Origin of the sequence: Victivallis vadensis, assembly GCF_003096415.1 — a bacterium.
In the GTDB taxonomy this organism is placed as follows: Bacteria; Verrucomicrobiota; Lentisphaeria; order Victivallales; family Victivallaceae; genus Victivallis; species Victivallis vadensis.
The window spans coordinates 1-22,136 of the sequence record NZ_QEKH01000040.1; the positions used below are offsets into that span (position 1 = coordinate 1).

At 60.2% G+C, this 22,136-nt stretch carries 15 protein-coding genes; 13 read left to right on the forward strand and 2 right to left on the reverse strand.

Features of this window, described 5'->3' with window-relative positions; translation table 11 throughout:
* The first annotated feature begins 407 nt into the window (after window positions 1-407).
* The 11 genes from C8D82_RS17885 to C8D82_RS17935 all read left to right on the forward strand — a co-directional run bounded on the left by C8D82_RS17885 (window position 408) and on the right by C8D82_RS17935 (window position 16,875).
* A complete protein-coding gene (locus C8D82_RS17885) occupies window positions 408-1,364 on the forward strand; it encodes an ABC transporter ATP-binding protein (protein ID WP_165833175.1) in 957 nt (318 codons plus the stop codon).
* A gap of 70 nt (window positions 1,365-1,434) precedes the next feature.
* The gene (locus C8D82_RS17890) at window positions 1,435-2,166 is read left to right on the forward strand and encodes a hypothetical protein (protein WP_116885658.1); all 732 of its coding nucleotides are present in this window, start codon (window positions 1,435-1,437) and stop codon (window positions 2,164-2,166) included.
* A gap of 25 nt (window positions 2,167-2,191) precedes the next feature.
* The gene (locus C8D82_RS17895) at window positions 2,192-3,142 is read left to right on the forward strand and encodes a zinc ribbon domain-containing protein (RefSeq protein ID WP_116885659.1); all 951 of its coding nucleotides are present in this window, start codon (window positions 2,192-2,194) and stop codon (window positions 3,140-3,142) included.
* A 21-nt stretch (window positions 3,143-3,163) separates the two neighbouring features.
* On the forward strand, window positions 3,164-4,432 hold the full coding sequence (locus C8D82_RS17900; protein WP_116885660.1) for a hypothetical protein: 1,269 nt from the start codon (window positions 3,164-3,166) through the stop codon (window positions 4,430-4,432).
* A gap of 12 nt (window positions 4,433-4,444) precedes the next feature.
* Window positions 4,445-5,254 (forward strand): ABC transporter permease subunit, encoded by an 810-nt coding sequence (locus C8D82_RS17905; protein ID WP_116885661.1) that lies wholly within the window; start codon window positions 4,445-4,447, stop codon window positions 5,252-5,254.
* 206 nt (window positions 5,255-5,460) lie between these two features.
* Complete coding sequence (locus C8D82_RS17910) at window positions 5,461-6,453, forward strand: LacI family DNA-binding transcriptional regulator (RefSeq protein ID WP_116885662.1); 993 nt, start codon at window positions 5,461-5,463, stop codon at window positions 6,451-6,453.
* A gap of 658 nt (window positions 6,454-7,111) precedes the next feature.
* The gene (locus C8D82_RS21400; protein ID WP_147835433.1) at window positions 7,112-7,789 is read left to right on the forward strand and encodes a prepilin-type N-terminal cleavage/methylation domain-containing protein; all 678 of its coding nucleotides are present in this window, start codon (window positions 7,112-7,114) and stop codon (window positions 7,787-7,789) included.
* A 25-nt stretch (window positions 7,790-7,814) separates the two neighbouring features.
* Window positions 7,815-11,762 carry a glycoside hydrolase family 2 TIM barrel-domain containing protein gene (locus C8D82_RS17920; protein WP_165833176.1) on the forward strand — a complete coding sequence of 1,316 codons (3,948 nt, stop codon included), beginning with the start codon at window positions 7,815-7,817 and terminating at the stop codon, window positions 11,760-11,762.
* Window positions 11,743-12,414: a hypothetical protein gene (locus C8D82_RS17925; RefSeq protein WP_116885664.1), complete on the forward strand. Its 672-nt coding sequence runs from the start codon at window positions 11,743-11,745 to the stop codon at window positions 12,412-12,414. Before C8D82_RS17920 ends, C8D82_RS17925 begins: the two co-directional genes overlap by 20 nt.
* Before the next feature lie 516 nt (window positions 12,415-12,930).
* Entirely contained in the window at window positions 12,931-14,055 is a 1,125-nt protein-coding gene (locus C8D82_RS17930) for an SGNH/GDSL hydrolase family protein (protein WP_133245278.1), read from the forward strand.
* A gap of 396 nt (window positions 14,056-14,451) precedes the next feature.
* A complete protein-coding gene (locus C8D82_RS17935) occupies window positions 14,452-16,875 on the forward strand; it encodes a hypothetical protein (RefSeq protein WP_116885666.1) in 2,424 nt (807 codons plus the stop codon).
* Window positions 16,876-16,882: 7 nt separating this feature from the next.
* Here the strand turns inward: C8D82_RS17935 and radC are convergent, their stop codons facing one another.
* Together radC and C8D82_RS17945 are read right to left on the reverse strand one after the other, a co-directional pair.
* Entirely contained in the window at window positions 16,883-17,566 is a 684-nt protein-coding gene (gene radC, locus C8D82_RS17940) for a RadC family protein (RefSeq protein WP_116885667.1), read from the reverse strand.
* A 3-nt stretch (window positions 17,567-17,569) separates the two neighbouring features.
* On the reverse strand, window positions 17,570-18,769 hold the full coding sequence (locus tag C8D82_RS17945) for a class I SAM-dependent RNA methyltransferase (RefSeq protein WP_165833177.1): 1,200 nt from the start codon (window positions 18,767-18,769) through the stop codon (window positions 17,570-17,572).
* 183 nt (window positions 18,770-18,952) lie between these two features.
* Here C8D82_RS17945 and C8D82_RS17950 point away from each other — a divergent pair, with 183 nt between their 5' ends.
* Window positions 18,953-20,074 (forward strand): DegT/DnrJ/EryC1/StrS family aminotransferase, encoded by a 1,122-nt coding sequence (locus tag C8D82_RS17950; protein ID WP_116885669.1) that lies wholly within the window; start codon window positions 18,953-18,955, stop codon window positions 20,072-20,074.
* Window positions 20,075-20,083: 9 nt separating this feature from the next.
* Window positions 20,084-22,135: an ABC transporter ATP-binding protein gene (locus C8D82_RS17955; RefSeq protein ID WP_116885670.1), complete on the forward strand. Its 2,052-nt coding sequence runs from the start codon at window positions 20,084-20,086 to the stop codon at window positions 22,133-22,135.
* Window position 22,136 lies beyond the last annotated feature (1 nt).

Genomic DNA, 22,136 nt, shown 5'->3' on the forward strand with positions numbered 1-22,136 from the left:
ATTCCCTTTATGTTGAGATTTTGAGTTACTCAAAATAAAAGGCAGATGCAACCTTGTCAAACAACACATCCCATCACAAAATTTGGGACATTATCAACTTTTTTTCATTCCGGCACTGGAAAAAGCGCGAGACCGGTGTATTTATATAGATGAAAGGGTTTCCCTCGTCAGGGGAAAGAACGTCGGAATCCGAAAGATGAATGGTCGGACCGTTGCTGTATTGCGGTTCGTTATGTTTTTATGACATCTTTATAAGAGAAAAACTGAGAATTATCGGAAAAAAAATTTGCAATCACAAATTTTTTAGGTAATTTATCTATCAGGGGTGGGGAGACGGGGATTCCGCCGGACCGCTTATGGAGATGGGGGAAGTGACAGAACAGGGGGCAGAGCAGGTGTCTATGGACATGGAAGATGCTGTAATCCGGACCGAAAATTTGTCGAAAACGTACAAACGCTGGTTCCGGCCGGGGACGTGTGCGCTCAATGATTTGACCATTACGGTTCCGAAGGGGTCTATTTTCGGTTTCCTTGGTCCGAATGGCGCCGGCAAGACCACCACCATCAAGATTCTGATGGATTTGATCAAATGCACTGCGGGTAAGGCTTATGTGCTCGGCAAGCCCTCCTATGACGTCGATGTCAAGGCTAAGATCGGGTTTCTGCCGGATTCTCCGGCATTCAGCCCGCAACTGACCGCTTATGAATTTTTGAACATCTGTGCGAAGCTGCTGCGCCTGCCGTCGGAAGTCCGTCCCGGGCGGATCGAAGAGGTGCTCTCGGATGTCAAGATGGCGGATCACGCCAGAGACAAGATCGGTTCGTTTTCGCGCGGCATGCTGCAGCGCGTCGGCGTCGCCCAGGCGCTGCTCAACAAACCGGAACTGCTGATCCTCGACGAGCCTCTGCTGGGGCTGGACCCGTTCGGGCGTCAGGAGTTCAAGAATATCATCCTCAGCCAGCGTGAACGCGGAACCAGTGTGTTTTTCAGCAGCCACATCCTTTCCGATGTCGAGGAAATTTGCGACCGGATCGCGATTCTGAACAAGGGCCGGCTGCTCTGCACCGGCCGTCTCGACGAACTCCTCAGCGCGAACGGCGCCACGGTGACGATTGCTCCGGGACACGACGATATTCTGAAGGATCTGATCACGACCGCTTCCGGCACCTCCAGGCAGCCGGATGGCGCGTGGGTGCTGAACTTCGAGCACTTGGAGAGCGTCAAGCCCAGGCTTGACGAACTCGCCGGGAGTTTCCCCGAGGCGGTGAAAGTCTCGGCGGGTCATGAGAAGCTCGAAGACTTTTTCTTCCGCTGCCTTGAAAATGACCGGAGCAAGGCGGCGATGGATGACGAGGCGAAGTAGGCACACAACTCCGGTATGACAATATTAAAATATATTTTTGAATTCCTACAACTAAAGAAAGGAAGGTTACATGAACGAAATTTTTGCAATTGCCGGGAGCACATGGCGTAATGTCCTGCGGCTCAAAGTCGTGTATTTTCTGGTGTTCTGCGTCTGGGTGCTGGTCGCGTGCGCGCTCAACTATGACGTGCTCTCGCTCGGGCTGGAAAAGGAACTCCTGATCGACGCATCTCTGATGCTGAACACGATTACCGCGGTGCTGATCGTTCTGTCGTTGACGTTCGAGATTCCCAAGGAACTCAAGGACGGCGTCGCATCGAGCATGCTCTCCAAGCCGTTGGGCCGCACCCACTACCTGATCGGCAAGATGCTCGGCAACATGGTGATCGGATTCGTGCTCTGTGCGCTGGTCGCCGCCGGCTCTTTCCTGATTTTCCGGGTTTCGTTCAATGACACGGTCGGCCAGACGATGCTCCAGAGCCAGGTCCTGGTGATTCTGTCGGTGATTCCGATGTCGGCGCTCGCGGTGCTGTTCGCGGTGGCGCTGCCGGAAATCGTCGCTCCGATCGTGACGGTTCTGGTGATCTGGTTTTCGCATTCGATGGGGTTGCTGTCGAATCTGCCGGTGATCTACGGCGGAATCCTGCCGGACCTCGAACTCTTCAACTTCAAGGCGAGCGCGGTCTACCAGACGGTGATTCCGTGGTCCTATGTGGTTCTGGTGACGCTCTGGGGAATCTGCTATGCGGTTTTCGCGGCGTCTCTCGCCAGCCTGATTTTCAGCCGCAAGGACATCCGCTAACTATCAGCAAAGGGATCATAATTCAATGAAAAAAGGTACGATTATTCATGTTGTGGTGATGGTTGTCGCGGTGATCGCGGGCACCATGTTGGCGATCAAGTTGAACAACGATCAGCGTGCTCTGATTCCGGAAAAGGCCGAACTGGCGGCGATTCCGGTCGGCGGCTTCCACAAGTTCGCCGCTGACGTCGAGTGGATGCTTTTTGTGAACTATATGGGTTCGCTGAGCACGGTCGACGAGAGCAATGTCGAAGATGTGATCGGCCGTCTGGAGCGTCTGATCGCTCTCGACCCGAATCTCGACAAGCTCTATAAGGATGGCGTTTCCTCGATCGCGATCCAGGACCCGGAGAAGTCTATCGAGCTGCTGAAGAAGGCCTGCAACAACTCCCAGCTGCAGAACAATTCCGAAATCCCGTTCTACACCGGTTTTGTGATGGTTCAGCATCTGAAGCCCGCCAACTACAAGGAAGCGGTCGATTACTTCAAGATGGCGGCGGAGCGTTCCGGCGGTCTGCAGGAGATGAAGCGCCATTACTGGGGCTACTACTACCGCACCCGCGCCAAGCTCCTGGCGCAGGCCGAGAACATGGACGAACGCCTCGCTCTGGCGGAAATCCTTTACAATGAACTTCAGTCGGAGCGCTTCACCGGCAGCGCCGGCGCCGCCGGTATGGATGGTTCCTCCATCGATATCAAGGATCGGCTGTTCCGGGCCCTGAAGGACATCAAGACTCCGTCGGAGGACTACACCCCGACCAAGCAGGTGCTGGACCGCGCTTCCGAAATCTCGCAGAAGGTTTTTGCGGACGCCCATCTCTGCTTGAACTGCATCCAGCCCTACGGCCCCGGCGAATCGTTCTGCACTGCTTGCGGAACCGCCGTCCAGGTCTGGGGACAGTGCAACAAGTGCCACAAGACCATCGCCGGTGCGAAGTATTGCCCCTACTGCGGAACTGCTGCAGCGACGAAGTGAGGCAAGCCTGTGCAGAGGCGTTTGAAAATCAAGAAAACCGCCGTCCTGGGGACGGCGGTTTTTGTCGTTGCATTGGGCGGTTACGTGCTGTCGGATGCAATTCTGCAGCAGAATACGCTCCAGCTGGCGAAGTCGTCGGAGCGTGAAGGCGAATACGCCCATCTGGTCAGCTGGCTGCCGCAGGATGCGAAGCTGGCGATCGAATACCGGGCGAAGTACCTCTTCTACCAGACCCGGATGAACCGGGCCAGGAAGCTGGATGCGAAGGTTGAGGCCATCTTCACGTTTGCCGATTACATCAAGGTCAAGGACCCCAAAGGCAGCGATGAGATGATGGTCAGTCTCGTGACCAACCCGGAATACAAGGATTCCCGCCGCGCGTACCGCGCCTATGCGTTTTTGCTTCTGAACGACAAGAGCCGTCATCCGGTTCAGATCAGGGAGTTTCATGACTATATGAAAACCCTGAAATGGGAGGAGGATATCTACTATGCCTGGGAAGAAGGCCAGAAGCGGCTGAATGCGATGCGTGCGAAGGATGCGGTCTATCTGGATTTCTATGCTCCGCTGCTGGAGAATCCGAAGCCGTACACCAACTATGATCGTTTCTATACGGACATCGAGCGCCGCGCTCCGAAGGTGGAGGGCAAGCAGGAGCTGGCCGAGCGGGCGGCCCGGATCAAGGCGGACAACAAGGCCGGCAAACGCTGGCTTTCGCAGGATTTGCTGCGCGCGCCGCTGGAATACCGGGAACGGTATCAGGATGTCAAACAGAGCATCGCCGAAGCCGGGACTCCGGAGGAGCTGGTTTCCGCGCTGACTTCGCTGGCGGTGCTGACGCGCGGCAAGGATGACGCCGAGAGCAACGCCACATTCGACCGGCTGCTGGATACTCCGGAGTTGAAAAACGCTTCCAATGCCTATCTGCCATTGTCGAACCTGCTTTTGTACAAGAAAAGCAAACGGCAGCTGTCGGTGGAGCAGTATCACAAGGTTCTGGAGGGAATCAAGGACCCGAGGAACCTCTATCTGGCGTGGGAAGCCGGCTATCAGCAGCTGCTGAACGAGAAGGCCGCGCCGAAGGTGATGATGGAGTATCTTGCGCCGCTTCTGGACCAGGAGATCAAGTACCGGGATTACGCGTTGCTGTTCCGCGAGATCGCGAAGCAGGCGGAGGCGCTCAAGGATGCCGACAAGGCGGCGCGCGCCAACCGGTTCCTGCAGCGGGTTCAGGACATCTATATGCCGTCAGTGGTGATGGATGATGAAAATTTCAACAGATTGAATTGACGGAGAGAGACAATGTGGGCTGTGACTGAATTGTCTTTGCGGCGGATGCGCGAAGGCACATTTTATCTGCTGATCCTGATCGGCATTGTGGTCTGCGTGCTGGCCGACTCCGCCGATCCGATTTCGGGGCAGGTCGCCAAGGAGTCGCTGTTCGCGTATGCGTTGAGCGGCGAATCGGTGAACGTTCCGCCGATCACCGCCGGGAGCTGCGTGGCGATGCTGATCTGCATTCTGCTGGGGGTATTTTTCGGTTCGTCCGAAATTCCCGGTGATATGAACAGCGGGCTGGTGATGGTGCTGCTGTCCAAGCCGATCAGCCGGGCGCGCTATCTGTTCGGGAAATATCTGGCGACGCTGATCATCTCCGTCGGAATTTTCGTGGTGATTGAAATTGCGTTGATCATTTCGCATTTCGTGCTGGGGACGGGCGGAGCTTCCGACTATTCGTTCCGGCAGATTCTGCGGCAGATGATTCCGCCGCTGATGCTGGTGCCGCTGATTTCGATTACGATCGCGTTTTCAACGCTGGCCGGTTCGATGGGAGCGATGATCTGCACGACGGTCTATTTGCTGTTTTCGGCGGTGATGTCCTTCATGCCGCTGACGCTGGCGCTGTTTCCGAAGGATATGATTCCGGGGCTGGGGCCGGTGCTGACGGTCCTTCACTATTTCTTCCCGAATCTGTTGTTCTATATCCAGGACAGTGTGAACGGAACCTTCCTGATCCTGTCGCTTCTGGTGTACACGGTATCGGTGTCGGCGCTGTTTCTGCTGCTGGCGCTGCTGCGGATTCGCCGCATGGATCTGTCGCCGCTGCACTGAGGTGCGGATTCTGGATCTGTGAGGGAGGCTTCGGCCTCCCTTTTTTATTCCTGGGGGATACGCATCCTCCGGTCCCTGTTTAAAAACAACAGTATTATTTTTCAAATTTCTTTATTTCCCTATTGACATCGCGTTTCTTTTGTGTCATAATATAATTGCAATAACGTTATTGCAGTATTTGGCAATTCTTCGGCACGGGGGACGGTATGGTCAGATTGAAAGATATTGCGCAGGCGGCGGGAGTTTCTCCCGGCACCGTTTCGGCGGCGCTCGGCGGCATCGGCCGGGTCAGCCCGGAGACGCGCGAAGCGATCCGCAAACTGGCCGTGGAAATGGATTACCGTCCCAGTTCGGCCGCGCGGGTGCTGCGCAATAAGCCCACGGTCGACGCGGGTATGCTGATCGCGGACGGGCAGGATATGCTGGTCAGGGATTTCATCAGGTGGTGCGAAAAGTTTCATCTCCGGCACCAGCTTGAATTGATCAGCAGCAGCGCCCGGCTGGCCCCGTCGCTGCTGGCGGACAACTTCGCGGCGGGCTGTCTGCATGTCGGATATCTCGGCGAGGCGGTCCGGGAGTTTCTGGCGAAGAATCCGAACTATCCGTTCGTGGCGATCAATGAGCAGCATACCTTCTGCGTGCGCAGCAATTTTGTTTCCGGCGCCCGTCAGGCGATTCAATATCTGGCCGCGCTCGGCCACCGCAATTTCTGCCTTACCGTCGGGGACCGGGAATACGATCTTCACCGCCAGCTCCGGCAGGGGCTTGACGAGGCGCTACGGGAATTCCATTTCGATCAGGAGCCGCTGCGGCAGGAGATGGAGGTCAAGGGGATTCCCCATGTCGAGGTGATGCAGCGGTGTGTGGAAATGGCCCGCGCCACTTTGCGCCGGACGCCGCGGCCGACCGCTTTTTTCTGTTGCGGCATGCTGGAGGCGCGTTCGCTGATCTACGCGGCGCTGGAAATGGGATTGGTCGTTCCCCGCGATCTGAGCATTATCGCAGTGGGATATCCCAAAGACGCCGAGGATACTTATCCGGCGGTTACTTCTCTGGGGCATGATTTCGAGCAGCAGATTACGCAGGCGATGTTGCTGCTGCAGCGTCGCATTGCCGGCATGGAACTCGAATCGCAGGATATTCTGGTGGATACCAGATTGGAGATTCGGAGTTCCACCGCCAAACTTGGCGGCGCATAATAGAAAGTATGTTAAGCGGGCGGCAAGGTGCCGCTGCCGGGTGCGCACGCCAATGCCCCTTGCGGGGGGCGTGCGGGCAACCAGTACAGGCAAGCATGGTTGGTTTCCATGGCCATTTACGCGGCGCACAACAAGCGCGGTCAGCGCCGCGAACGAATGTGAGGGAATTACTTGCGGCAGCAAGTAACGAGGAACGATAGTGACGAAGCCGAACGTAGTGAGCGAAGCCCCCCTGGCGTAGCCCGCAACGCGGGCGGTGAAGGGGTTGGCCGCCGCAGGCGGACAAGTAAGCGGCAAAGCCGCGCCCGCGAATGGGAGTGCTTCGCAAGTCAACGGGAGTCCCGAGGCGAGCGAGGAGGTCCGGACGGGCGATCGTGCACGCCGTAGGCGGGCGGGCCTTGAAAAAGGCCCTCCGGAGCCATCCGCAGATGATGTGACGTTCAGTTTGTGGCCGGTAACGATACGGAAAGGTCAATCAACCTTATGAGTAAGTACATGATCACGCGAAACTTGAAAGCGGAGATAAATCTCCGCACTCCAAGGACGCTTCGCGTCGGGGAAAATCGGTGAGAAACAGATTATTGCGAGACGGGAATCACCACAATCATATTAACATACTTTCTATTATGTGACATGAGAAAAGAGAAAGGGCGTGAGAATGAAAAGACAAAATTGCAGTTTTACCTTAATTGAATTGCTGGTCGTAATCGCGATCATTGCGATTCTTGCCTCCATGCTGCTGCCCGCCTTGAATCAGGCGCGCGACCGGGCTATGACCAGCGATTGCAGCAGCCGCTTGAAACAGGTCGGCACTTTGTTCACGCTTTACGCGGGGGATTTTAAAGATTACCTGCCGCCCTGCGGGCAGGACAGCAGCGAATACAAGTTGTTCGAGGCGATTGAGCCTTATTTCGGGAAAAAGGCGGATGCACAGGGAAACTCCTCGATCTTTTCATGTCCCAAAATCATGAAGTTGCTGCCGGGCAATAAGAAACGCAATTACGGCTTCAGCCAGAAGATTCGGGCGTCGGACGCGGGCAACAATTACAATGCCAACAATTACGGACAGATCGTGATGCCGAGCCTGAAGCTGCTGGTGATCGACAGTTACCGGGATGGGGCGAACGATTACACTACTTTCGGAGTGAATGAAGGCCAGCAGCAGCTGGCGACCGATGAAGCGCACAGCGGGAGCCGCAATGTGCTGTATGCGGACGGACACGTCGGGCCGCGCCGCCAGCACTATGAGATTGTGTGCCCGGGAAAACTTTTTCCAATCCGGGACTGGGATACGACGAAAGAACTATGGAATCTCCGTTACCGGCGCGGGATGTGATGAACTTCAACGGAAGGATACTGCCATGATGAAAAAACTGTTGTTTACCGCTCTGGCGGCGCTGACCGCCGCCGGGCTCTCCGCTGCCGAACGGCTGGAGATTCCGCCGCGCTTTCAGGCACAGCCCGCCACCTCCGCGAATCAGCCGCCGAAGGCGGATGCGTGGAGCACAAACCGCGTCACGACGCTCGGGCATGCCCTCCCGCCCGCCGGAGCCGGCTGGAAGCGCGCGGATGCGAAAAAAATCCACAACCAATACCTGAAGCGGGAGTTCGAGGTCCCCGCCGGCTGGAACTCCGGGCGGCTGAGCCTCGACTTCGAGCGGATCAACGGCAACGCGGTGATTTTCATCAACGGCAAGAAAGTCGGCGAGCGGCTCGGCCCCTACGGTGAGATCGATATTACCGGTTTCGCGGTTCCGGGGGAGAAGAATGAACTGCTGATCTTCAACACGCGCAATTATACCGATGTGTCGCGCACCTTTGAAAACGACCCGCTGCGTTATACGGCGCGGGGACCGAAGGCGCTGTACGGCGCGGTGCCGATGGAACGGTGGGCGTTCGGGGTGGATGCTCCGGTCTGGCTGGTTCACCGGCCGGACCCGGCGGCGATCGCGGCGGCGTGGAGCGATACCAGCTTCCGCAAAAAGACGGTCACGATGCACGCCGAGCTTGACGCCCGGCAGCCGGTCCGGGACGCGAAGCTGCAGGTCGAGATCTTCGACGCCGACGGCAAAAAGGTTCTGGAATTCGCCCGGGAAGGGCTGACGCTGAAGCCCGGCATTCAGAATGTGGAAACGAGTGCGCCGTGGGCGAATCCCCGGCTGTGGGAGCTGGACGGCGGCTATGTGTACACCGCGAAGCTGACGCTTGCCGACAGCTCCGGCAAGGTGATCGACCGGGAGTCGTTCCCGTTCGGTTTCCGCGAAGTCTGGACGGAAGGGCGGAACCTGATGCTCAACGGCCACAAGGCCCGGTTCCGGGTGGAGTGGTCGAGCTTCGGCCTGAATGAAAACTCGGTCAGCTACTTCAAGCTGCTCGGGCGCAATATGATCTATTTTCAGTCCAACCCCTCCGGGTGGTGGCGCGACTGGGGCGGCGAGGTTTTCAACTTTCCGCAGGAGACCCTCGATCTCTGCGACCGCGAGGGCATCGCGGTGCTGCTGCCGGTGCCGACGGTGAACTTCGGCCGGGAGCGGCTGCTGAACGATCCGGTGATGAAAAAGCAGTACAAAGAGGAAACCGAGGCGTTCATGCGCCGCTACCGGAACCACCCGTCGATTCTGGCGTGGTGTCTGTCGATGAACTCCTTCAATCCCAAAGACGCGATTCATCCGCCGACGATGGGCAAACGCAGCGACTACCGGCATGTGCAGGCCGACGTGCTGGAAAACGCCGCGAAGCTGGTCAAATCTTACGATCCGACCCGGCTGGCCTACTCCCATGCGGACGGCAACCTGACCGATCTGGCGACCGGCAACTGCTACCCGAACTTCGCTCCGATCCAGGAGGCGGAGGACTGGCCTGAAATCTGGTCGAAAGAGGGCGATATGCCGTGGTGGGCGTGCGAATTCGCGGCGGTTTACGACGGCAGCTATTTCAAGGGCAAGCAGTTCCTGCTGACCGAATACGCCGCGATCATGCTCGGGCCGGAAGCGTACAAGCTCGAAACTGACAAACAGCTTGAGGAGACCGTCAGGCTCGGCCTGAACAACCGCGGCCACGGCCAGGATATGCGCCACGTCGCGCAGTACACGCCGCTCTATTATGAAGTCCAGAAGCGCTATGTCGAGGCGATGGACCGGGCGTGGCGCACCTACGGCGTACTCGGCTGGCACTACTTCAACTTTCACCTCGGCTACGGTGATCCGCCGGAGACGAAGGGATACAAGCCGTTCGCCCGTTACAGCGTGATGACCAGGCCGGTTACGGGGCGGCCCGACTGGGCGAATCCGCAGTTCGACTATTATGCGAAAAACATGCAGCCGCTGCTGGCTTATGTCGCGGGCTATCCCGACCACACCGACAAAACCCACAGCTTCTACGCGGGCGAAACCGTCGAAAAGCAGTTGGCCGCGGTCTGGGACGGCCCCGGCGACCTGAAGCTCACCGGCAAATGGGAGCTGCTCGACGCGCAGGGCAACGCGGTGCTTTCCGGGAAGTTGGGAGGGCTTGACCTGAAGGCGGGCGACATCAAATTTGAACCGGTCCGGTTTACCGCCCCGGCGGTGGCGCGGCGTTCGGAATACCATCTGAAGCTGACCCTCGACGGCTGGAAAGACAAGCCGCTGGTCGATACCTTTGCTCTGGAAATCTTCCCGAAGACGGAGCCGGTCGGGACGGCCCGCGCTTACCGGCTGTACGATCCGCAGAACCGCTCCGGCTGGGTGAAGGAGCTGGTGCCGGATGTGAAGCCGCTGGCCTCTGGCGAAAAGCCCGGCGTGAACGACGTGGTGATCTTCGGGCGCGAATCGCTGAAGGTAGGGGACAAACTGCCTTTCACCGCCGACGATATCCGCAACGGCCTGAAAGTGGTCTTTCTCGAACAGATGCCGGAGGTGTGGGAGGCGATGGGCTTGCGCAACTACGAGGCCGCGCCGCGGCAGGTGTTCCCGACCATGAAACAGTTGAATCTGCGCGAAGCCGATCTGCGCGACTGGCGCGGCAAGGCGACGCTGCTGCCGGAATTCAAGGCGGCGCGCGCCTACGATGTGCCGGTGGCCCCCAAGACCAGCAACCGCGGCGTGGTCGCGTCGACGGTGATGGAGATCCCGCAGGCGGTCGGCTTCCTGCCGCTGCTGGCGTGCGAATTCGATATGAACTATTCGCCGCTGCTGGAATACCGCGACGGCAAGGGCGGCATCCTGTACAGTTCGCTGGACTTCACCGGCCGCGCCGGCAAGGACCCCGCCGCCACGGAACTGGCCGCGTGGATGTTGAAACGGATCGGCGCGGAAACGGCTCCGCGGAAGACGAAGGTGTTCCTGAACCTGCCGCAGGAGGAACTGGCGAAGCGCGGCATCCGGACCGAACCGGCGAAGCTGCGGCGGGCGTTCACGCCGGACGACAGGATCGGGGAGCTTCTGCCGCTGAACCTGCTGCGGTTCCGCGACGAACTCGCCTCCAACCGGATCGTCTCGGGCAAGCCGGGCGACGAAATCATGGGTAACGGCATGTTCCTGTTCCGGCCGGAATCAGAGGAACTCTACTGCCAGCTCGCGCCGGAACTGCTGGAAGGCCGTTACGCGGACGATCCGGACCGCAGGGAAGGCGTGGCAATTTCAGTGGTCCGGCTCAAACAGCTCGCCGCCCGGCTCAAGACCCTCGGCGGCGAGGCTCCCGCGCCGGGAACGACCGAACGGCTGCTGAAAGTCCGGCGCGGCGCGGCCTACCAGAACCTCGACAGCTGGACCGTATTCGGTCCCTTCTACGCCAAGACCAACGATGCGGCCAAGGCGCTGGAGAAGGAGTATCCGGGCCAGAAGGCGGCGCTGGCGGGCGACACCAATCCGAACATCACCTATCCGACCGGAGACGGCCGCACACTGGACTTCCGCACCACCGTTTCCGCCGGGCCGGACGGCTTCGTGGACCTCGGCCGCATTCTGAAACCGGCCGGGCTGGACGCGGTCGCATTTGCGGTCAAGGAGATCGAATCGCCGGTCGAGCGGCGGGCGATGCTCCGCTTCGGCGCGGATTATTTCTTCCGCATCTATGTGAACGGCAAGCCGGTTTACGAGCAGAGCACCAACCACTCTTCGCCGAAACCGAACCAGTTCAAGGTGCGCGTGAAACTGAAGAAGGGCGTCAACGTGATTGTCGTCAAACTGATGTGCGGCAGCAAGGGCTTCGGCTTCTGGGCCAACCTCTCCGAACCGGAGGGCGAAGGGGAAGTCGCCGAACCTGCCGCCAAAGAGCTGTTGTATGATCCCAATATCAAAATAAGGAGTCCCTATGAGTATCATTACTGGTAAATCACTGGCCGCGGCGCTGGCCGCCCTCGCTGTCGCCGCCGGAGTGCAGGCACAGGAGAAGGTGCTTTATTCGGAGAACTTCGAGGAAGCGATTCCCGGCCAGACCCCGAAGAAATGGACTAAAGTCTGGGGAAGTCCCGGCAGCGACATCTTCGCCGTGACCAATGAAAAGTCCGCCGGGGGCGACAATGCGCTGCTGCTGACGCGCGGCGACAATCAGGGCCAGTGGGGCTTCGGCGTCGCGTTTCCGCACGTGGACAGGGGAACCGTCGAAATCTCGTTCAACCTGCTGCTGGAAGGTCCCGGCAACCAGGCCTGTCTCGGTTTTGAAATCCGCAACAACACGCCGGGACGGCTGATCTTCGGCAGCGCGACGGTACAGGATTTCAAAATCCGCAACTCGCGGCGCAAACAGGTTTTCAGCCTGACCGGCGATACCTGGTACAAGCTGAAATTCACGATCCCCGCCTCCAAAGCGGACGGCGAACAGAGCAGATTTGAAATCACCGACATCAAAACCGGCCAGTCGGCGACGATGGAATCTCCGATCAAAGAGTATCCGAACAAGCTCGGTCTGCTCTGCATCAACACCCTGCCCGGCAAGAACAACTTCAAAGCTTTCATCGACGACGTGAAAGTGACGGTGAAGTAGGAATACCTCCGGCGGCCTCCCCTCGTTGTGGAGTGCCTCCGGCGGCCGGTGGCGCTTCGCCCCCCGGTCCCCCCGACCGGCAAGGTGCCGGTGCCGAGTGCGGTTTTGAGATTTTTGCTGTGCAAAAATCTCAAAACCGGGGGTACTATCTATCACTCTATTGGCTCTTTCGGCAATACCTGCCACCGGGTGCTACCCGGTCTGGGTCAAGGGGCGAAGCGCCCTTGTCGTCGAAGACACTTGTGCGCGCAGCGCCCAGCTACCGGTGCCTGATTGAAAATCAGGCCGCGTAGCGCACAAGGTCTGCTTGCCCTATCGGGCAGCAGACCCGCCTGCCGCGAAGGCGGTATGGCTTCTCCCGGTGAAACGCTGTCGGCAATGCGATTATTTTTGTTTTTTCGCTTGCAGTTTCCGGTCCGCCGCATATCTTAAATACAGGGAAAATCAACAATCAGGTTCAAGATGATCGGTAAAAACATTCTGCTGGCAGCGGCGCTTTGCGCGGGGGAGATGAGCATGGCAATTCAATTCGATGGAACGCTTACGGACAAGCTCCCCGGCTGGAGCTTCAAGGCTTCCAAGCCGAAAGACGGACTGGTTTACAATGAATTTGAAGGCTACTACCCAGACAAGGGCGGCAAGCTCAGTTCCGCGCCGATCAGGATCGGGGAACGCCCCTCCGGCAGTTTCTACCGGGTCAGGTTCGACGCGAAAGCCCCGGAACGCAGTTACTGGGGCGTCGACTTCTTCGATGCTTCGGGTAAACTGCTGCCGGATTATTACGGCGTGATCCATCCGGGCGACCGGGCCGGGTATGAATTCATCATCTACGCGATGGGAAAAGTCGATTCGATGCGGGTTTTCTTCCAGTCCAACCGCGGCATCGAGGCGTGGAACCTGTCGGTCGAACCCGCCACTCCCGAAGAGGCGGCCCGCTGGTGCGACGAATTGTACGCGACGCTCCCGCCGATCGACTTCAAAGCTGCCGCCGATTCGTTTCAAAAACTGCCGCGCACGGCGGAGGCGCTGCGCACCGGCAAGCCGTGGCGGGTGGTGTTTCTCGGCGACAGCATCATGCAGGACGCCTTCCACTCCCAGTTTGAATCGCTGGTGAAGCGGGAGTTCCCGAAGTCGAATCTGGACTATATCATCTCGATGCGCGGTTCCACCGGCTGCTGGTTCTACCGCAAGCCGGAAAACTTCCAGAGCTACGCCGCCGCGATGAAGCCGGATCTGCTGGTCATCGGCGGCATCTCCAACTATCAGGGCAAAGACAAAGCCGCGGACACCGCCGCGATCCTCGAAGTCGCGGAGCGGGCGCGAAAGGAACTCGGCTGCGAAGTGCTGCTGCTGACCGGTGCGCTGAGCATCGACACGCGCGGCAAGGAGACCGCGCCGCGCAAGTGGGCGCTGGAGGCCGACAAGGAGGTGCAGAAAATGAATGACTTTGAGCGCCTGTACTCCGGTGCGGCGAAGCTGGACATCCCGGTCTGGGATATGACGACGCCATGCTACAACTGGCTGTACGCGAGCGGCAAACCGTATGAATTCCACAGTCGCGACTACGTCCACTCCGGCGAACGCGGCAAACAGATCATCGGCCGCGTGCTCTTCGAGTACTTCCGGACGGCGCAGCCGTAAGGGGATGCCTCCGGCGGCCCGGGGCGCTTCGCCCCCGGGCCCCCCGACCGGGTAGCACCCGGTGGCGGGTACGGTTTTGAATTTTTACTGCGTAAAAATTACAAAACCGGGGTTATTATCTATCAGTTTATCAGCTCTATCGGCGGTACTCCGCCCCGGCACGTTGCCGGTCGGAGTCAAGGGGCGAAGCGCCCTTGCCACCGGAGGTTATTTGTGCGCTACTGTGCCCAGCTACCGGAGCCTGATTGTAAATCAGGCCGCGTAGCGCACAAGGTCTGCCGCCCGACAGGACGGGCAGACCCGCCTGCCTTTAAAATGGCAGGCTTTCCCCTGCGACCAGCTTCCGGCGGCCGATGGGGGAGAGGATTTTGCAAACAGGTATATTCAGGAGTTTTTATGCGTTATCTTTTTGACCGGTCGGAAGCGATTGAACTGGAATGCGATGCGGTGATCCGCCGCCATCCGTCGCTGTCGGACGGGGCGGAGGTCATCCGGGCCCGGGCGGGCGAAACGGTGCCGCCGCTGGCCCCGGGCCACTACCTGATCTCCGAAACCACCGCTCCCGGCGAGGAACGGGTGCGCTACCTCGGAGTGGCGGGCAGGGGGTATACCGTGATGCAGTTGACGGTCGGGAGCTTCACATCGGATACGTTCGACGCGGTGGTTCACGCGAACCGGGTGCCGGTCAACTATTATGTGAACCTCGGGCAGGTGAACGACTCCACATTCCGCGGCTACGAGCAGGATTACGGCGACGCGGTCTATCCGCATCTGATGCCCAACAGCCTGTCGCCGGTCGATCCGGCTTTCGCCTGCCACGACGCGAACTGGGATTCGCTGGATGCGGAGACGATCGAAACCCGGCTCCGGGCGCTGGACGGCTTCTGGCGGGAGCGCGGCTTTGCCCCGCTGCACGGCATTGCGACCTATACACCCTCCAACTCGCTGGTCGCCGCGATGAAGCGGCTCGGCTGGAGGGTGCTGCATTCGGTCGTGCCGGAGCAGAACTGGTCCGACGGGCGCTGGGCGATCAATCACTGGGGAATGCCGAACCAGCCGTTCTACGTCAGCGGCGAAGATTTCCGCAAGCCGGCTGAACGCGGCGAAAACAATGTGATCGCGATGAGCATGAACTCCTACCATCTGTATATGCCGCATGTGACCCACTGGGGGGATAATGTGCTGTCGCCGTCGCACTTCCTGCGCTGGCACCGCACCGTGGAATCCGGCCCGGAACCGCTGCGGTTCGGCAATTTCCTGCGCGACTATCTGGCGGCGGCGGAGGGGCGGGAGGAGCCGTTCTTTCTGATCGCCGGTTTCGAGTTCGGCCGGACCTTCGGCGTGCGTTCCATGACGAAGCACAACCGGCGCGGGCTGGAACTGGTGCTGGAAGCCGCGAAACGGCATCCGGTGGTCTTTGCGACCGGGCGCGACGTCGCGCTGTACTATGAAAGACACCAACTCGCCCAGCCGGAGGCTGTGTTCACCCAGCGGGACTATCTCGCCGGAACCCGGATCATGGACAAGCCGGTCAACTCCGGCCCGTCGATCGGGATGGAGATGCACGCCTACAAGGCGGTGTTCGCCCATCTGGAGCCGCTGCCCTTCTATCACTACGACTATCTGGAGCCGTGGCACTACCGCGCTGACGACACCGCCGTGCCGCGCGATTATGTGGAAAGCGACCGGGCGGCGGTGGAGGTGCGGCGTTCCGGGGATGTCCTGACGCTCCGGGCGGCAAAGCCGCTGGAACGGGCGGTACCGGTGGCGGTGTGGGACGGCGAAATCGCCGGGGATCGTCCGGGACGGGTGTTTCAGCCGCCGCAGTTGGATGACGGCCGGACGCATACGGTGCTGGAGCTGCCCGTCGGCTGGCACGGGGAGTGCGTGCTGGCGGTACGGAATGTTTCGGAGCCGCCGGCCGCCGAATTTGCCGGATCGGATCATCCGGCATGGCGGGTGCAGCGGATCGGGGGACACTGTTATTTGTACCTCGATTTCCCGGCCACGCGCCCCTTTGAAATCGACTGGCAGGCTCCGGCGGCGTGCCGGATCGACGCGCCCGACCGGGTGCTCGGCGGTTTCGCGGCGGGCGAAAGCGTCCGGCTTGCCTTCAACGCGCGGCGGCTCTGGTATCGGTTTCACGGCCTTGCGCCGGAGGCGATCCGCCCCGGCGGTGACGCGATGCGGAAGCTCTCCTCCGAACAACGGGAGTCGGAACGCTTTTTCGCGGAGGCGCGCCGCGACCTGCCGCGGGACCGGCGCGAGCTTGACGAATGGTTCGCCGCGCAGCTTCCCGCCGGCGAACACGTGGAGCTGGAGCTGGACTGCTTCGGCGACAATGTATTCGGGGAACGCAGCCGCGCCAGACCGTTCGATCGGATCGTGCGGCGCGGGAAGGCGGCGCTCCGGGCGGAGGAACTCTCCGACGGCGGGATTTCGCTGGGGCACGGGCGTTCGTTCTGGGTGCATCCGCGCTCGCTTCACTTTGAAATCGCCGGACTGGAGACGCTGGCGAGTGCCGACGGGCGGTTTACGCTGACTTTGTTCACCCGGACTCCGAAAGAGGAGGCGAAGCCCTTCCGCTACCGGCTGCGGATTCAGCACCTCGGCAAGCCGGTTGCGGAGTTCCCGGCGTGGGTCTGTCCATATGACTGTTCGGAAGGGGCGGTCCTGCAGGTGCGGCTGCCGCTTGATGCGTTCCCGGACGGTGTCGCCGACTGCCATCTGGCCGCCGACCAGCGCGGCGTGCTGGACGACTGGTACCGGGAGGACGGTTTCATTGCCGCACTGGAACGGCTTGCCGTCACCTGCCGCTGAAGTGCGGTTACAGCATCCGCCGGGAGGCGAAGCTGAAATAGCAGCTCGGCGCGACGATGATGTGGTCGTGGAGCAAAATGCCGACCGGCTGCAGAACCTGACGGATTGTGTTGGTCAATTTGATGTCGGCGGGCGACGGCTCGCAGATGCCGGTCGGGTGGTTGTGGGCGAGGATCACCGCGGTGGCCTTGGTGTTGATCGCCTTTTCGAGCACTTCGCGGGCGTAGACCGTGGCCCGGTCGACGGTTCCGGGGATCACGTCGAAACAGAGCAGGTGGTTCTGCGCATTCAAAAACAGTACCATGAAGGTCTCCTTTTTGCCGCCGCCGAGCTTCATGCGCAGGAAGTTCACGATTTTCGTGGTGTTGTCGAGCACGTCGACATCGCGGGCCTTCTGTTCCAGGTATTTGGTGCATAACTGCTTGTGAAGCGCGAGCAAGGTTACGGCCGCTTCGCCCAGTCCGTGCTGGTCGAGCAGCTCGGCGGGAGTCGCGTCGAGCAGTTTTTCCAGCGAACCGTAGTGTTCGAGGAGCTGTTTGGCCAGCGGCTTCACATCGTGGCGCGGGATCGCGAAGGTCAGCACCAGCTCGATCGCTTCGTAATCCTGCAGGCCTTCGAGTCCGGCGCGCAGGAAACGTTCGCGCAACCGTTTCCGGTGGCCGCTGTTCGGATTTTTCGGGGCGGTTGCCATACTCTATCGGGTCCAGAAGCTGAAAAGTTCAAAGTGTTCGGTCCGGGGGAACATATTGACCAGCCGGAGCTTGTTCAGGGTGAATCCGCCTTTGGCCAGCCGCCGGGCGTCGCGCGCCCAGGTCGCCGGATTGCAGGAGATGTAGATGAAAGAATCGAGCGTGCTGCCGGTCAGCGCCATCGCGGCCTTCAGCGTCAGGCCGCCGCGCGGCGGATCGACCGTCAGCAACGCATCCGAAGCCGGGGCGTCTTTCAGGGATTTCAGGGCTTCGGCGGCGTCTCCGGCGATCACCTCCGGATTCTCCGCCCCGAAGTTCTTCAGGTTGAACCGGGCGGCGGCCGCGGCGGCTTCGTCCGACTCCACTGCCAGCACTTCGCGCACTCCGGCGTGAAGCGCGACGGCGCTGAAGAAGCCGACTCCGGCGTAAAGGTCGATGAAACGCGCGGGCTTCCGGGCCGCGATCAGCGCGGCGACCTCGTCGGCCAGCGCGGCAGCTCCGGCGGCATTCACCTGAAAGAAGCTGCCGCACGGCACCGAAAGCCGCCCGAACGGCAATTCCTCCTTGAGCCAGGTCGCATTGCGGGCGGGCTGGTTGCGCCAATAAGTCGCGCCGCCGGCGGCGGTCCGACGGAAAGTGACGTCCATTCCCTCGTGCAGGGAGTGCAAAAAGGATTTGTCGCCGCGCAGCTCCGCGAGTTTCGCGTTGATTTCGGGATGGGCCAGCGGACATGCTTCGATATCGGTGACCGTGGTGTTGTCGCCCATCACATAACCGAGCATGGTGCGCCCCCCCACCTTGTGCACGTGCAGCACGATCTTGTTGCGGTAGCCGAGCGGCGGTTCGGGGGCGACGGGAGATTCGAGAACGCCCGGAGCCGGTTCCAACCCGGCCTGTGCCAGCTGGTCGGCCAGCTGCGCGGCTTTCAGCTCGGTTTCATACGCATAGCCGGCGTGCAGATAGCGGCAGCCGGGGCAGCGTCCGAAGTACGGACAGGCCGGTTCGATCCGGTGCGGACTGGTCGCGCCGAACCGCACGGCTTCGGCGCGTGAGAAGCTGCTTTTGCATGCGGTGACCCGCGCGATCAGCCGTTCGCCCGGCAGGGTGCGGGGAATGAAGACCACCTCGCCGCCGACCCGGGCCAGCCCGTCGCCGCCGAACACGGTTTTCTCGATTTCACACTGAAATTCCCTGCCGATTTCCATCCGATTCATTCCTGTTTGCCGGTTGCCTGAATTCGTTTCGCGGATAATATACGCTGAAATCCCGCAAATTGCTAAAAAATAACCAAAAAAAAGGTGAAAGATCGTCCGAGTCGGGCTATAGTATAGAATTGTAATTGAAAATAAAACGTCTTTGATATTGTCTTTTTGCCAAGGAGGATTATCATGCAGGTTCCGTTGCTCGATCTTCGCGCCCAGTACGCTTCGATGAAGGAGGGGATGCTCAGGGAAATTTCCGAAGTCTGCGATTCGCAGCATTTCATTCTCGGCCCCAAAGTCGAAAAGCTTGAAACCGAAGTCGCCGCCTATTGCCGCAGCAACCACGCGGTCGGCGTGACCAGCGGCTCGGACGCATTGATCATCGCGCTGATGGTCGAGGGGATCAAAGCGGGCGACGAGGTGATCACCACGCCGTTCACCTTCTTTGCGACGGTCGGCGCGATTGTCCGCGTCGGCGCGACCCCGGTTTTCGCCGACATCGACCCGGTGACCTACAACATCGATCCGGCGAAGATCGAAGCAAAGATCACGCCCCGCACCAGGGCGATCATCCCGGTCCACCTCTTCGGACAGGCCGCCGACATGGATCCGATCATGGAAATCGCGAAAAAGCACAACCTGATCGTGATCGAAGACGCCTGCCAGGCGATCGGCTCCGAATACAAGGGCCGGCGCGTCGGTTCGATCGGCGATTACGGCTGTTTCAGCTTCTTCCCGAGCAAGAACCTCGGCTGTTTCGGCGACGGCGGCATGGTCACCTGCAACGATCCGGAAAAGGCGAAACTGCTGAAGATTTTCCGCAACCACGGCCAGAGCGGCACCTATATTCACGAATACGTCGGCGGCAACTTCCGCCTCGACGCGCTGCAGGCCGCGGTGCTGTCGGTCAAGCTGCCCTACCTTGACGGCTGGAGCGAAGCCCGGCAGAAGAATGCGGCCGAATACCGTGAAATCTTCGCCGGTGCGGGGCTGGACGGCAAGGTTTCGCTGCCGGAAACGGCCTCCTATCCGGTCCGCCATATCTACAATCAGTTCTGCATCCGCGTGGCGGGCGGCAAGCGCGACGCGCTGCTCGCGCATCTGCGCGGCATCGGCATCGGCTGCGCGATCTACTATCCGCTGTCGCTGCATCTGCAGAAGTGCTTTGAAAACCTCGGCGGCAAGCCGGGCGACTATCCGGTCTGCGAAGCGGCGACGCAGGAGATCATGGCGCTGCCGATCTATCCGGAGTCGACCACCGAACAGCGTCAGGCCGTGGTCGACGCAATCGCCGCGTTTCTCGCCTAAGGCTCCGGTATGGGACAAAACAGCGAAAACGAACGCGAGTTCAAGGCGCAGAGCTATTTCCGGCTGCTGAAGTACGCGCGTCCCTACTGGTTCCGGCTGACGGTCGGCATCGTCGCCGGCATGCTGGTCGGCGGTTCGCTCTTCGTGAGCCTGATGCTGATTCCGCAGCTGGTCGGCGTGGTCGATCCGACCGGTACGCCCGGCCAGGTCGAGGTGACGGAAGAGAGCTACGACGCCACCACCACCGAACTGCTGAAAACGGTGGAGCAACCCGGGCTTACCCAGCAGGAACGTGCCAGGGCGATCGATGCGATCCTGCATCCGCCGGACAAGGACCCGCAGCTGACCAAGATGCTGAATCAGGCCCGTTCGGCGGCGGAACATTATCACCTGCCGCTGAAGGTCGAAGGGCGCAACATCGTGGTGACCTGGCCGGTCTCCTTCACTTTCGAAGCGGTCAGCCCGGAAGGGACGGTCGCGTGGCAGATTTTCGCTCTCTACGGCGTGCTGTTCGTGCTGGCGTGGCTGGTCAAGAACGTCGCGACCTACATCAACCACTACTACACCCGCTGGGTCGGCGCGAAGGTGGTCGCCGATCTGCGCGAGGAGATTTTCAAAAAGCTGATCAACCAGTCGATGCGCTTTTTCGGCAATATGGACGTCGGCCACCTGATCAGCCGCTGCACCAACGACACGTCGGCGATCGAAAGCTCGGTCTCCAACTCGATCGCGGACTTCACCAGTGCGCCGATCCAGATTTTCGCGTGTCTTGCGGCGGTGATCATCGCGTGCCACAAGTACGACAGCTATGCGCTGATGGTGATCTTGCTGATCGGCGTGCCGCTGGTGGTGCTTCCGGTGCATATCCTCGGGCGGCGCATCCGCAAGGTGTATAAAAAGAGCTTTGCGCGGATCGCGGAGGTGTTTTCGCGCATGCACGAGGTGTTCACCGGCATCCGGGTGGTCAAGGCCTATAATACCGAAGTCGCGGAAGAGGTCCGGTTCAACCGGGTCAACCGCGACTATCTGCGGCAGGTGGTGCGGGCGCTGCGGCTGCAGCTGCTGATTTCTCCGGCGATGGAGGTGGTCGCGGTCGCCGCGACGCTGGTGTTTCTGGTCTTTTCCTACAGTCAGGGGATTTCGGTCACGCAGCTGGCGGCGCTGCTGGCACCGGCCTTCATGGCCTACCAGCCGATCAAGGACCTGTCGAAAGTGGTTGCATCCCTGCAGCGTTCGATGGCGGCGGCGGACCGCTACTTCCATCTGATCGACACCGACACGTCGCTGCCGGAGAAGCCGGATGCGGTCGCCCTGACCGAGTTCAAAGACAAGATCGAGCTTGACCGCGCCGAATTCTCCTATGACGAGCGCAAGATCATCGACGGCGTCTCCTTCGCGATCCCGAAAGGGCACATGGTCGCGGTGGTCGGCGAAACCGGCTCCGGCAAGACCACGATCGCGAACCTGATCGCCCGCTTCTACGACGTGACCGGCGGGGCCGTGCGGATCGACGGCGTGGATGTGCGCGACTATTCGCTCGAATCGCTGCGGAAGATGATCGGCGTGGTCAATCAGGATGCGATCCTCTTCAACGATACCATCGCGAACAACATCGCCTACGGCTGCCCGGAGGCGACCCGCGAACAGATCATCGAGGCCGCCAAGCTGGCCAACGCGCATGAATTCATCGTCGACGGCCGCCACCCCGAAGGGTACGATACCGAAGTCGGTGAAAAGGGCTTCAAGCTCTCCGGCGGCGAAAAGCAGCGCGTCGCGATTGCGCGGGCGATTCTGCGCAATCCGCCGATCCTGCTGCTGGACGAGGCGACCAGCGCGCTCGACACCGTGACCGAAAAGCTGGTGCAGGAGGCGCTGAACAAGGTGATGAGCAACCGCACCGTCTTTGCGATCGCCCACCGCCTGAGCACGATCCGCAATGCGAACATGATCGTGGTGCTGCGCCACGGCAGGGTGGCCGAGTGCGGCACCCATCAGGAACTGCTGGCGCGCAACGGCGCTTACCGCAAGCTGCACGACACCCAGTTCGCGATGGACAACTGAC

Coding starts and splice junctions, on each gene's coding strand:
- C8D82_RS17885 (WP_165833175.1), top strand. CDS start 408: ATGGAAGATGCTGTAATCCGGACCGAAAATTTGTCGAAAACGTACAAA.
- C8D82_RS17890 (WP_116885658.1), top strand. CDS start 1,435: ATGAACGAAATTTTTGCAATTGCCGGGAGCACATGGCGTAATGTCCTG.
- C8D82_RS17895 (WP_116885659.1), top strand. CDS start 2,192: ATGAAAAAAGGTACGATTATTCATGTTGTGGTGATGGTTGTCGCGGTG.
- C8D82_RS17905 (WP_116885661.1), top strand. CDS start 4,445: ATGTGGGCTGTGACTGAATTGTCTTTGCGGCGGATGCGCGAAGGCACA.
- C8D82_RS17910 (WP_116885662.1), top strand. CDS start 5,461: ATGGTCAGATTGAAAGATATTGCGCAGGCGGCGGGAGTTTCTCCCGGC.
- C8D82_RS21400 (WP_147835433.1), top strand. CDS start 7,112: ATGAAAAGACAAAATTGCAGTTTTACCTTAATTGAATTGCTGGTCGTA.
- C8D82_RS17920 (WP_165833176.1), top strand. CDS start 7,815: ATGATGAAAAAACTGTTGTTTACCGCTCTGGCGGCGCTGACCGCCGCC.
- C8D82_RS17925 (WP_116885664.1), top strand. CDS start 11,743: ATGAGTATCATTACTGGTAAATCACTGGCCGCGGCGCTGGCCGCCCTC.
- C8D82_RS17930 (WP_133245278.1), top strand. CDS start 12,931: ATGGCAATTCAATTCGATGGAACGCTTACGGACAAGCTCCCCGGCTGG.
- C8D82_RS17935 (WP_116885666.1), top strand. CDS start 14,452: ATGCGTTATCTTTTTGACCGGTCGGAAGCGATTGAACTGGAATGCGAT.
- radC (WP_116885667.1), bottom strand. CDS start 17,566: ATGGCAACCGCCCCGAAAAATCCGAACAGCGGCCACCGGAAACGGTTG.
- C8D82_RS17945 (WP_165833177.1), bottom strand. CDS start 18,769: ATGGAAATCGGCAGGGAATTTCAGTGTGAAATCGAGAAAACCGTGTTC.
- C8D82_RS17950 (WP_116885669.1), top strand. CDS start 18,953: ATGCAGGTTCCGTTGCTCGATCTTCGCGCCCAGTACGCTTCGATGAAG.
- C8D82_RS17955 (WP_116885670.1), top strand. CDS start 20,084: ATGGGACAAAACAGCGAAAACGAACGCGAGTTCAAGGCGCAGAGCTAT.